General features: G+C 70.3%; 11 protein-coding genes. 4 read left to right on the plus strand and 7 right to left on the minus strand.

All coding sequences use genetic code 11. The annotated features are described in order from the left end of the window. Positions 1-194 precede the first annotated feature (194 nt). On the minus strand, positions 195-1,193 hold the full coding sequence (locus tag GRF61_RS21060; RefSeq protein WP_169152585.1) for a DUF4105 domain-containing protein: 999 nt from the start codon (positions 1,191-1,193) through the stop codon (positions 195-197). A gap of 363 nt (positions 1,194-1,556) precedes the next feature. Between GRF61_RS21060 and GRF61_RS21065 the strand changes: the two genes are divergently transcribed. Further along, positions 1,557-1,853, plus strand: coding sequence for a putative quinol monooxygenase (locus GRF61_RS21065; RefSeq protein WP_169152586.1), 297 nt, complete (start codon positions 1,557-1,559; stop codon positions 1,851-1,853). 21 nt (positions 1,854-1,874) lie between these two features. On the opposite strand, the gene GRF61_RS21070 is transcribed toward GRF61_RS21065, so the two are convergent. Further along, positions 1,875-2,324, minus strand: a complete 450-nt coding sequence (locus GRF61_RS21070) for a YbaN family protein (RefSeq protein WP_211166127.1) — start codon at positions 2,322-2,324, stop codon at positions 1,875-1,877. 121 nt (positions 2,325-2,445) lie between these two features. After that, positions 2,446-2,871: an HIT family protein gene (locus tag GRF61_RS21075; RefSeq protein WP_169152587.1), complete on the minus strand. Its 426-nt coding sequence runs from the start codon at positions 2,869-2,871 to the stop codon at positions 2,446-2,448. A 228-nt stretch (positions 2,872-3,099) separates the two neighbouring features. Between GRF61_RS21075 and GRF61_RS21080 the strand changes: the two genes are divergently transcribed. Beyond that, positions 3,100-4,752, plus strand: coding sequence for a nitroreductase family protein (locus GRF61_RS21080; RefSeq protein ID WP_248281376.1), 1,653 nt, complete (start codon positions 3,100-3,102; stop codon positions 4,750-4,752). Between the two features lie 101 nt (positions 4,753-4,853). On the opposite strand, the gene serA is transcribed toward GRF61_RS21080, so the two are convergent. Beyond that, positions 4,854-6,083, minus strand: coding sequence for a phosphoglycerate dehydrogenase (serA, locus tag GRF61_RS21085; RefSeq protein ID WP_169152588.1), 1,230 nt, complete (start codon positions 6,081-6,083; stop codon positions 4,854-4,856). Between the two features lie 173 nt (positions 6,084-6,256). Here serA and GRF61_RS21090 point away from each other — a divergent pair, with 173 nt between their 5' ends. After that, complete coding sequence (locus GRF61_RS21090) at positions 6,257-7,435, plus strand: NnrS family protein (RefSeq protein WP_248281377.1); 1,179 nt, start codon at positions 6,257-6,259, stop codon at positions 7,433-7,435. A 262-nt stretch (positions 7,436-7,697) separates the two neighbouring features. Here the strand turns inward: GRF61_RS21090 and GRF61_RS21095 are convergent, their stop codons facing one another. Both GRF61_RS21095 and GRF61_RS21100 read right to left on the minus strand, forming a co-directional pair. Further along, on the minus strand, positions 7,698-8,216 hold the full coding sequence (locus GRF61_RS21095; protein WP_169152595.1) for a chemotaxis protein CheW: 519 nt from the start codon (positions 8,214-8,216) through the stop codon (positions 7,698-7,700). A 6-nt stretch (positions 8,217-8,222) separates the two neighbouring features. Continuing rightward, a complete protein-coding gene (locus tag GRF61_RS21100) occupies positions 8,223-9,833 on the minus strand; it encodes a methyl-accepting chemotaxis protein (RefSeq protein WP_169152590.1) in 1,611 nt (536 codons plus the stop codon). 388 nt (positions 9,834-10,221) lie between these two features. Between GRF61_RS21100 and GRF61_RS21105 the strand changes: the two genes are divergently transcribed. After that, positions 10,222-10,689 (plus strand): MaoC family dehydratase, encoded by a 468-nt coding sequence (locus tag GRF61_RS21105; RefSeq protein WP_169152591.1) that lies wholly within the window; start codon positions 10,222-10,224, stop codon positions 10,687-10,689. A gap of 150 nt (positions 10,690-10,839) precedes the next feature. On the opposite strand, the gene GRF61_RS21110 is transcribed toward GRF61_RS21105, so the two are convergent. Further along, on the minus strand, positions 10,840-11,779 hold a 940-nt coding region (locus GRF61_RS21110), incomplete at its 5' end, for a class I SAM-dependent methyltransferase (protein WP_169152592.1).

Raw genomic sequence — 11,779 nt, forward strand, 5'->3', positions numbered from 1 at the left:
CCTGCTCGGGCTCGGCCTGGTCGTGGCGCTGTGGCGCGGCCACGCCCGCATGGCCCTGGCCGGCTATGCGCTGGCCTTCGCGGTGCTGCTCGCCTGGTGGAACAGCCTGCTGCCGTTGTGCGGATCAAGGAGCCGAGGGGGCGCCGCTATGATAGTGCCGATGGCGGCCTGCCTTGCTTCGAGGACTGCCAGGCTCACTCCCAGCCCGGCACTCCCTGCCTTATCCGCGTCGAAAAATCCTCGCTGTCGCCTGCGCGCAGGGCGCGGTCGGTGATGCGGCCGCGGCTGCGCAGTTCGCCCAGCGCATGGCCGGGCTGCAGGCCGCCGACGTCCTGCACGTAGCCGGGCAGGTAGCCGGTGAGCAGCAGGCGGTAGTCCAGCGGCAGGCCGCCGACGATCTTGCGCATCATGTCGAACACGATGGTGGTGCAGTTGGCGGTGACGGTGTTGTAGAAGCGCGGCCGGCGTGCCAGCGCGTTGGCCTGTTCGACGTAGGACAGCAGCAGCGCGCGCATGGTCGATTGCGGCATGTCCACCCGGTAGAGATAGACGTCCTCGCCGCGCACATTGCTGCGCACCCGGATGGCGTCGCGCTCGTCGGTGGCGACGATGCTCAGCTCGAACTGTTTGAAGAAGCCGCCGATCTCCGAGTAAGCCTCGCCGCGCTCCTTGCGGATCTCCACGGTGAAGGTGAGGAAGCGGCCGTCGTCGAAGCCGAAGGACACCAGCACATGGGCGATGGCCGGCATGCCCCAGTAGGAGGTGAGCATGTCCACCGAGCGCAGGCGGTCGAGGTCATAGTCGCGGTTCTCCCAGGCGACGGTGTAGTCGGCGTCCGAGCGCCAGTCGAAGTTGCGCACATTGCGCAGATGCAGTCGCGAGCCCTCGCTGCGGCCGGTCGTGAGCCGTGCCACGTCGTCGTTCCAGGCGCGGTCGTTGGAGGGTTGCAGGCTGTTCCACCAGGCGAGCAGCACCGCGAAGGCCAGCGCATAGCCGGCCAGGGCCATGCGGGCGTGGCCGCGCCACAGCGCCACGACCAGGCCGAGCCCGAGCAGGATCCAGCCGGCGATCAGCAGGCCCAGGCCGGCCAGTGGCCACTCCAGCCGGTAGCCCAGCGCCATCGCCCCCCAGGCAGTGGCGAGCAGCCCGGCCAGGCTGAGCAGGCCGCGGAGAATGGGGTGGCTGCGGCTCATCGGGCGGTTCCGGCCGCGACTGGGCGGCAAGGGCGGGCCGTGGCCGGAGACAAGGGGCAGAGATGGGGCAGGGAGCGGGCCGACATGGGGGAGGCCTGGTCTAGTGTTGTGACGCCGGCAGTTGCCGTGCAGCGGGCGGTCGCGGGAATATCGGATAATCGATGGCTCGTGTCCAGCGCCGAGGCCAGGGGCATGCCCGCATGTCAGCGGTCTTGCGGTGCGATCGGTGCGGGCTTGCTCCCTCCTGGCCGGCGGCCTGGGCTGGCCTTTGCAGGGCGGGGCGGCCGGCCCTACATGCCAGCGGCCTCGCCTGCTGGCGGCGGCAGTAGTCATCGAGTTTCTCAACCCGGAAGGAATGGACACATGAACGGATTGCTGGATGTGGTTGCCATCGTGCAGGCGAAGCCCGGCGGTGAAGAGGCGGTGGGGGCGGCGCTGGCGCGCTGCGCCGAGGCATCGCGGCGGGAGGCCGGTTGCCAGTGGTACCGGCTGCACAAGGACAGGGACGTTGCCGGCCGCTTCGTGGTCATCGAGCGCTGGCGGGACCGCAGCGCGCTGGCGGCGCATGAGGCAACCGAGCATTTCCTGGCGCTGGGCGGCGTGCTGGCCGAGCATGGCAGCGGCGACATCCAGATCCTGCTGCTGGACGAACTCGGCTGACGCCGCGGGGTAGGGGGCGCCTCAGGAGCCGTGCCGGTCGGCGCCCGGCTCCGGGCGCGACCACATCCACAGTGCGCCGGCGCTCATGCCGATGGTGGCGAGCACGATCACCCAGCGCTGCGGCACCGTCCACAGCATGATCAGCAGGCAGGCACTCATCGCCAGCGAGGCGCTGATCTTGGCCCGGCGGCTCACCAGCCGGCCGTTGCGCCAGTTGTGCAGCATGGGGCCGAACAGGCGGTGGTTCTCCAGCCAGGCGGTGAGGCGGGGCGAACTCTTGGCTGCCGCCCAGGCGGACAGCAGCACGAACTCGGTGGAAGGGATGCCGGGAATGGCCAGCGCCAGCAGTGCCAGCCCCAGGCTGATGTAGGCCAGCGCCAGCCAGGCCCAGCGCCGCAGCCCGCGCGCTGGGCGTGCCGTGGCGGCGCTGTGGGTTTCCTGCATGCTGCGTTCGGCCGGCGGGGTCTTCATCTGGCGATGGGGCGCGGACGGTGGGCTGACCGCGGAAATTGTCCTCGCCCCCGCCGGCGCCGTCCAGTGCGCAAGCCGCGGAGAGCGGCCTGCGGCCCCGGCGGCGGCCGCGGGTTCGGGCTCAGGCCGGCGGCAGCGCGGCGATGATGCGCTCGGCGAGGGCGCGCAGCTTGGCGCTGTCTTCCATCACGCTGGCGTGCGCCCGCGGCTGGGCGTCCGGGAAGCGCGGAATCACATGGAAGTGGCAGTGCGGCACCGTCTGGCCGGCGGCGGCGCCGTTGAACTGGCCGACGAACACGCCCGGCGCGGCGAAGGCATCGCGCACCGCGATGGCGGCGCGGCGGGTGCTGCGGATGCTGGCGGCGGCGCCCTCCGGCGAGAGGTCGAACAGGGTGGCGGCCGGCTCCTTCGGGATCACCAGCATGTGGCCGTCGGCCTGCGGCATGACGTCCATGAAGGCAAGGGTGAACGCGTCCTCGAACACCGGGACGCAGGGGGCTTCACCACGCAGGATGCGGGCGAAGATGTTGTTGTCGTCGTAGGCCATCGGAATCTCGGGTGGTCGTTGCGCCCCGTCCGCCGTGGGGCGGGGCGTTTGCCGGGCGGCGAGGGGCGATTGTACTGCAGGGCTTTTTCCGGGCGGACCGGCTCCGTCGCCGTCCGGTTTCGCGTCGCTCCCGGGTGCCGGCCCCGCGCCGGCGGGCGGATGGCCGGCAGCGAACCCGTGCGACTTTTTCCTGTCCGCAACGGACAGGCAATGATGTCGAGGTGCGCCATGGATTTGAGCCCGGTCGCCCGCATGGCGGCAGTGATCGACTATCACGAGCGCAGCAAGCACAGGCTGGACCGCTACGCGGCCTCGCCCGGATATCTGGACTGGGCCAACCAGCCAGACCCTTTCCGCCGTTATGCCGGCGTCTCCCGCACGCTGCTGCCGCTGGCCGAGCCGGTGAAGGCCGTGCCCACGCTGGACGAGGCGCTCGCCGGCCAGGTGGCGCCTGCGCCGCTGGCCTTGGCCGGGATCGGCCAGTTGCTCTACGACGCGCTGGCGATCTCCGCCTGGAAGCGTGCCGGCAGCAGCCGCTGGGCGGTGCGCTGCAACCCCTCCAGCGGCAACCTGCATCCCACCGAAGCCTATTTGCTGCTGCCGCCGCTGGCGGGCCTGGGCGACGAGGCCGGGCTGTACCACTACGAGGTGCAGGACCATGCCCTGGCCCGCCGCGCCAGCCTGGACGCCGGGCGCTGGGGCCGGCTGGTGCATGGCCTGCCGGAGGGCGGCTTTCTGATCGCGCTCGCTTCCATCCACTGGCGCGAGGCCTGGAAGTACGGCGAGCGCGCCTACCGCTACTGCCAGCACGACCTCGGCCACGCCATCGCCCAGCTTGCCTGCGCTGCGTCCGCGCTGGGCTGGGAGGCGAGCGTGCTGGCCGGTGCCGGCGACGACTGCATCGCCACCCTGGCCGGCTTGTTCGACCAGCGCGGCGCGGAGGCGGAATGGCCGGGCGTGCTGCTGGCGCTGTCGCCGCGGCCCTTGCCGGCCGGCGCCGGGCGGCGCTGGCTGCCGGCGCTGGCCGCGCTGCCGGAAACCTGGGCGGCCACCCTGGCCGGCGTGCCCAACCGCCTCAGTGGCGAGCATGCCAGCTGGCCGGTGCTGGACGAGGTGGCGATGGCCTGCCGGCGGGAGCGTGCGCCGGCGCAATGGACTGCAGCCTCCGCCAGCGTGCTGCCGCCGGAGCTGCCCCTGCGGCCGCTGCCGGCGCGGCAGATCTTCCGCACGCGGCGCAGCGCGGTGGAGATGGACGGCGAGCGGGTGCTGTCGGGCGAGGCCTTCATCCGCCTGGTGGCGGCCCTGCTGCCACAGGCGCGGGCGCCCTGGCCGGCGCTGCCGTGGCCGGTGGCGGTGCATCCGGTGTTCTTCGTGCACCGGGTGCGCGGCTTCGCGCCCGGCGTCTATCTGCTATTGCGCGAGCCGGCGGCACGCAGCGGCTTGCAGGCGGCCCTGGGCCGCTTCCCGCACTGGGCGGTGCTGGACGAGGTGGCGCTGGGCCTGCCGCTGTTCCGCCTCGCCGAGGGCGACCTCGGCCGCTATGCGCAGATCGCCAACTGCCACCAGGCGTTGGCGGCGGATGGCGCCTTCGCGGTGGCGATGGTGGCGGCTTTCGAGCCGGTGCTGGCGGCGGAAGGGCCGGCGGCCTACCGGCGGCTGTTCTGGGAGGCGGGCGCGCTCGGCCAGGTGCTTTACCTGGAGGCGGAGGCGGCCGGCATGCGCGGCACCGGCATAGGCTGCTACTTCGACGATGTGATCCACGAGCTGCTGGGCATCACCGACCGTCGCTTCCAGAGCCTGTACGGCTTTTCGGTGGGCGCGGCGGTGGAGGATGGCCGGGTGGGGACGGAGCCGGCGTATCCGGCGCGCAGCATGGCGTGAGGGCAGGCCGGCTGGAGTCGCCCGCGGCGAGCGGCGTCGCCGCGCGTGGCGCGTGAAAAGGAAGGGCCGCACCTGGCGGCCCTTCCGGCTTCGGCGCAGGCTCAGCAGACGAGGCGGCAGCGTATCGTGCCCTCGATCGCGCCCAACTCGTCGAAGGCTACCCGGCTGGCGAGAGCGTCGGCGTCGATGACCGCGTAGCCGATGTCCGGCGTGGTCTGCAGGTACTGGGCGACGATGTTGATGCCGGCGGCGGAGAAGCGCTCGTTGATGCGCGCCAGCATGCCGGGCACGTTGTGGTGGATGTGCAGGATGCGGCACTGGCCAGCCGGCTCCGGCAGCGTCACCTGGGGGAAATTCACCGCGGTGGCGGTGGAGCCGTTGTCGCCGTAGCGCGCCAGCTTGGCCGCCACCTCGCGGCCGATGTTGGCCTGGGCCTCGGCGGTGGAGCCGCCGATATGAGGGGTGAGGATGACGTTCTCGAAGCGCAGCAGTGGCGTCACGAAGGGATCGTCGTTGCCCTTGGGCTCCACCGGGAAAACGTCGATGGCCGCGCCCAGCAGCTGCTTGCGCTCCAGCGCCGCGGCCAGGGCGTCGATATCCACCACCGTGCCGCGCGAGGCGTTGATGAGGAAGCTGCCAGGCTTCATCGCCGCGAACTGGGCGGCACCCATCATGTCGCGGGTGGCGGCGGTTTCCGGCACATGCAGGCTGACCACGTCGGCCGCCGCCAGCAGGGCTTCCAGCGAGCCGAGCTGGCGGGCGTTGCCCAGCGGCAGCTTGGCCTCGATGTCGTGGAACACCACGTTCATGCCCAACTGCTCGGCCAGCACGCCGATCTGGGTGCCGATATGGCCGTAGCCGACGATGCCCAGCGTCTTGCCGCGCACTTCCCAGGCGTTGGCGGCGCTCTTCATCCAGCCGCCGCGGTGGAGCAGGGCATTCTTCTCCGGGATGCCGCGCATCAGCATCACGATCTCCGCCAGCACCAGCTCGGCCACGCTGCGGGTGTTGGAGAAGGGAGCGTTGAACACCGGAATGCCGCGCTGGGCGGCGGCGGCCAGGTCCACCTGGTTGGTGCCGATGCAGAAGCAGCCGATGGCGGCCAGCCGTGGCAGCTGCGCCAGCACCTCGGCGGTGAGCTGGGTGCGGGAGCGGATGCCGACCAGGTCGGCCTCGGCCAGGGCGGCGATCAGTTCGCCGCCGGCCAGGGAGCGCGCATGCGAGCTGACCCGGGTGTGGCCGGCGGCGGCCAGGGTTTCCACCGCGGTGGCGTGTATGCCCTCCAGCAGCACGATGTTGAAGTCGCGTCCGTTTGCAGTGCCTGTTGCCATGCTCTTCTCCTGTGTCGCCGGGCGGCCCGTTCCCGGGCGGGCGGCGGACTTGTCAAATCGCCGGACGCGCCGCCGGAGGTGGCCGGCGCTTCTTATCCGGGATCAAGGTTTCGGCCGTCGACGGGCCCTAGAGTTCGCCGCATCCCACTATTGCAGAGAGAAAAATCATGGCCATGCTCCAGCTTGAAGAGCCGGGCAGTAACGAGCCGCCGCGCGGTTTCGCCCTGTTCGCCCTCGGTTTCCGTCCCTTCTATCTGCTGGCTGCCGCCTTCGCGGCCGTCGCGGTGCCGGTCTGGGTGCTGGTGCTGGCCGGCGTGCTGAGCACGCCGCTGCCGGGCGTGTGGTGGCATGCGCACGAAATGCTGTTCGGCTTCGCCGCGGCGGTCATCATCGGCTTCCTGTTCACCGCCGGCCGCAACTGGACCGGGCTGGATACGCCCAGCGGCGCGCCGCTGGCGGCGCTGGCGCTGCTGTGGCTGGCCGGCCGCCTGGCGATGGCGCTGGGCAGCGGCCCCTGGGCGGCGGCGGTGGACTTCGCCTTCCTGCCTGCGGCTGGCGGCGCGCTGCTGCGGGTGCTGGTGCGTGCCGGCAGCCGGCGCAATTACGTGGTCGGCGCGCTGCCGCTGCTGCTGGCCACCGCCAACCTCTTCTTCCATCTCGCCGCGCTCGGCGTGATCGCGCTGGACCCGCTGGCGGCGCTGCATGCGGCGCTGGCGTTGGTGGTGATGCTGGAATCCCTGATCGCCGGCCGGGTGGTGCCGATGTTCACTTTCAACGCGGTACGCGGCGTGAAGCAGTGGCGCAACCCCAAGCTGGAGATGGCGGCGGTGGTAGCGACGCTGGTCGCGCTGGCGGCCTGGGTGTTCGGCGCCGGCGCCTGGGCGGCGGCGCTGTCGCTGCTGGCGGCGGTGCTGCAACTGCTGCGGGTGGCGGGCTGGAACGGCTGGGCGGCGCGCGGCCAGCCGCTGCTGTGGGTGCTGCATCTCTCGGTGCTGTGGATTCCGCTCGGGCTGGCGCTGCTGGCGGCGTCGCAACTCGGCTGGCTGCCACGGTCGGCGGCCATCCATGCAATGGCGATAGGCGCCACCGGCGGTCTCATCATCGGCATGATCACCCGCACCGCCCTCGGCCACACCGGCCGCATGCTCAAGGCCGGCAAGCTAGAGACTGCAGCCTACGCGCTGGTACACCTGGCCGCCTTCGCCCGGGTGGTGACGCTGACCGCGGTGCCGGGCATGGCGCTGGGCGGCATTCACCTGGCCGCCACCGCCTGGGCGCTGGCCTTCCTGCTCTACCTGGTGCGCTACCTGCCCTGGCTGAGCTCGCCGCGGGTGGATGGGCGGCCGGGATAGGGGACGCTCGGGTGAGGGGAGGCTCGGGTGAGGGGAAGCCGACCTGCAGCCACCCCTGCCGCGCGCCCTCTTTCCCCGGCGGTTCCCCGCGAGGGGAGGATGAGAGGAGGGCCGTGGCGACCCGAACAATGCCGGCTGATTCGTATTCCCGCATGCGGATGGACACGGCAGAAAAAGAATGAGGCCGGCGGCGAGCCGGTTGCATCGGGCGCAACCGGTGGGACTCGCGCCGGCCTCGGGGCAAGCTCGATCGGGCGGTGTTTCAGCTGGCCGTGGCGGCGAGTTCGTCGGCGGACAGCACCCGGCCTATCTCCAGCAGGATGACGAAGCGGCCATCCACCTTGCCCATGCCGGCAATGAAGTCGCTGCGGATGCTGGCGCCGAAGGCGGGGGGCGGTTCGATGTCGGCGGCGGAGATTTCCAGCACTGCGTTCACCGCATCCACGATCAGGCCGAACACATGGCCGCCGGTGCCGTCTTCCCCGTCGATGCTCTCGACGATGATGATGCAACTGCGGCGCTGGGCTTCGGTGGGGCCGGTGTTGAAGCGGATGCCGAGGTCGAACACCGGCACCGCCGCGCCGCGCAGGTTGATCACCCCGCGCACGCTGGCCGGCATCATCGGCACCACCGTGGGTGCGCCGTACTCGATGATCTCCTTCACGCTCAGCGTTTCCACCGCGTACATCTCGCCGTTCAGGGTGAAGGTGAGGTACTGGCGGGGCGGCTGGCCGACGGTCAGCGCGGCCTTGTCCTGCTGCTGTCTGACACTGATCTCCATCATGGCTCAGGCCTCGAAAGCGACGAAGTCGTTGTGCTCCAGTCCGGTGTCCTGAGCCAGGCGGGAGCGGGCCTTGGCCGCCGGATTGCGGCGTGGGGCGGCGATCGGCGCCGCGGCGGCGGCCTGCTGCACGCGGAAGAACTGCATCACCTGCTGCAGTTGCTCCGCCTGGCCGCTCATCTCTTCCGCCGTCGCCGCCAGTTCCTCGGAAGCGGAGGCGTTCTGCTGGGTGGTCTGGCTGAGCTGGCCCATGGCAGTGTTGATCTGGGCGACGCCGGCGCTCTGCTCCTCGGAGGCAGAACTGATTTCCTGCACCAGGCCGGAAGTCTTGGTGATGCTGGGCACGATCTCGTCGAACAGGTTGCCGGCGCGCTCGGCCAGATTCACGCTGTCCTTGGCGGTCTGGCCGATTTCCTGCGCCGCCACCTGGCTGCGCTCGGCCAGCTTGCGCACCTCGGCGGCCACCACCGCGAAGCCCTTGCCGTGTTCGCCGGCGCGGGCGGCTTCGATGGCGGCATTCAACGCCAGCAGATTGGTCTGGTAGGCAATGTCGTCGATGATGCCGATCTTGTCGGCAATGCTCTTCATCGCCGTCACGGTGGCCTTCACCGCCTCGCCGCCTTCCACTGCCTCGCGCGCCGCCTTGGTCGCCATGGTGTCGGTGAGCTTGGCGTTCTCGGTGTTCTGGGTGACGGAGGCGGACATCTGTTCCATCGAGGCGGAGGTTTCCTCCACGCCCGCGGCCTGCTCGCTGGACGCCTGGGACAGGCTCTGCGCGGTCGCGCTCACCTGCTCGGAGGCGCTGGACAGGGCTTCGGCGGAGCTACGGATCTCGGCGATGATGCCGGACAGCTTGTCGGTCATCTGGCTGATTGCCGCCAGCATGCTGGAGTCGTCACCGGGGCGGGTGCGCACCTGCACCGTCAGGTCGCCGGCGGCCACGCGGCTCACGACTTCTGCGGCGTAGGCCGGTTCGCCGCCCAGCTGGCGCAGCAGGTTGCGGGTGATGAAGACGCCGATCGCGGTCACCACCGCCAGCGTCAGCAGGCTGATGCTGATGGACAGCACCGTCGCGCTGTTCTGCACGCTGACGGCTTCTTCCGCGGCGCGCTGGCCGAGCTCGGTGTTGTATTGGCGGTGGGCTTCCACCGCATCCCATACGGCGGCAATCACATGCTGGTTGGCGAACACCAGATCGCGTGCTTCCTGCGCGCGGTTGGCCCGCATCAGCGGCAGCATCTTGTCGGCCAGCGCTTCGTAGTTGGCCAGCGTCGTGCGGTCGGCGGCGAGCAGGGCCCTATCCTTGTCGTCGGAGATCAGCGCCTCGTAGCGGGACAGCGCAGCGTTCATCCTCTCGCGGGTGGCCGCCATGCGTTCTTCCCCGCTGGCGATGTGCGCGGCGTCGGTCAGCGTCATCTGCTGCCACACCTGGGCGCGCAGGATCGCGAGGGCGGAGGAAATCTCGTCGAGGGCCACCAGGCTGGGCACGGTGTTGACGTTGGCGTAGTTGGCGGCGGTATAGACCCGCTGGGTCTGGTAAATGCCGAGTCCCGAAAGCAGGACGATGCCGAGGACGGCAGAAAGGATCAGCAGGGTCATCTTCTTGCTGACGGTCATGATGTGTGTCTCCTGGGCCTGGGGGGCGGATCAAACGTTGTCTGGGGCGTGCAGCGCCCGGACGCTCGTCCGGAGTGGCTGCCTGAATGCAGCATAGCGTTTTTATCGTTTGTGGCAGATTTAACCTTAGTAATATTTTTGATGATTTGTGAAATACGACATGCCCATTCCGGGGTCGGGAAAAATTAAGTTTTTAAACAGCTATATAGCTCATGCGGATGGCGTCCGCTGCCTGCTTTCCTGCCCTCTTTGAGTCCTCTTGAATCCGCGTTTTCCGCGTCATGTTCATGGGATAAGGGCGGGCTACACCGGCCGGCGGCGGTGCTGCACCTGGCGCCTTGCCCCTAGACTGCGGCGCGGACGCCGAAAGAACGGAGAGGAGCAGCAGATGGAGATCGCGCATTTCGCCAGCCCGGCGGCGCTGGAGGCGGCCGTGGGCCGCAGGGTGGCCACCGGCGCCTGGATCGTGATGGATCAGCCGCGCATAAACGGCTTCGCCGAAACCACCGGCGACCGCCAGTGGATTCATGTGGATACCGCCCGCGCGGAGAAGGAGTCGCCCTTCGGCGGCACCATCGCCCACGGCTTCCTGGTGATTTCGGCCGCCGCTGCCTCCATGCTGGACGTGGTGGTGGTGGAGCAGGCCGGCATGGCGGTGATCTACGGCCTGGACAAGGTGCGCTTCGTTTCCCCGGTGCCGCAAGGCAGCCGCATCCGCGCGGCCATCGGCCTGCAGGCGCTGGAGCCGCGCGGCGAAGGCATGCAGGCGCGCTGGGAGGTGACGGTGGAGCGCGAGGGCGGCGACAAACCGGCCGCGGTATTCGAGTTGGTGGTGAGGTACTACCCGGCGGCTTGAGGCGGCGTCGGGTCCAGGCGCGGCCGCTGAGTGAGCGAGCGGCGCCGGGCCGGGCAGAGGGGGCCGTGGCCTGAAAGCAGGCGCAGGCGCTGCTGTCGCGGCCTCAAGCGACGCTGGCGGGCAGCCCTCCCCAGCCAGGGGAGAACATGCTCAGACGCGCAGCAGCACCGTCTTCAGCGGCGGCTGGCCGTCCGGTGACGGGAAGTCCGCTTCCGGCACTATCCATTCCACCTCCCGCACTTCGCGCCCGGCCTTGCGGGCGCTGCGCAGCAACTGGTCCAGCCAGGGCCCCCGCTCCACCTGGGCGACGTTGTTGCAGCACACCAGGCTGCCGCCCTCGGCGGTGCACAGCAACGCTGGCTTGAACAGCGCGGAATAGTCGTTCACCAGGTCCACCACGCCGAAGGGGCTCTTGGCGTAGCGCGGGGGATCGAGGAACACGCAGTCGAACTGGCGCTGCTCCAGCCTGGGAAAGGGTGGCATGCGCTTGCCGCGCACCCGCTCCGGCTGGCCGATGCCGGCGAGCTGGCGCATGGCCGGGAAGGCGTCGCTCTTCACGAAGCGCGGCCGGATCGGCAGCGCGTTGAGGCGGGCGTTCTCGCGGCCGACTTCCAGGCTGGATTCGGCGAAGTCCACATTCACCACATGCGCCGCGCCGGCCTTGGCAGCGGCGATGCCGACGCCGCAGGTGTAGGCGAAGAGGTTGAGCAGGGACTTGCCGGCGGCTTCCTGCATGACGCGCCGGCGGGCGGCGCGCAGGTCCAGGAACAGCCAGGGGTCCTGGCCGGCGTGGCGGGCGCGGATGCGGTAGCGCACGCCCAGTTCGGTGGCCTCGCGCGGCGCCTCGGCGGCGGCCAGGGCTTCGCCCTCCAGCAGGTTGCCGATGCGGGAGTTGGCGCCGCTGCGGTCGTTGTAGACCGGCAGCAGGCCGGGCAGGGCGTCGGCGTACCAGGCTTGCAGCTCGGCCAGGGCCTCGGCCGCCAGCGGGCTGTGGAAGCTCTGTACCAGCAGCAGGTCGCCGTAGCGGTCCACCGTGAGGCCGGGGACACCCTCGACGCTGCCGTGGAACAGGCGGTAGGCGGTGGTGTCC

It is taken from the genome of Azoarcus sp. TTM-91 (genome assembly GCF_012911025.1).
Classification (GTDB): domain Bacteria; phylum Pseudomonadota; class Gammaproteobacteria; order Burkholderiales; family Rhodocyclaceae; genus Azoarcus.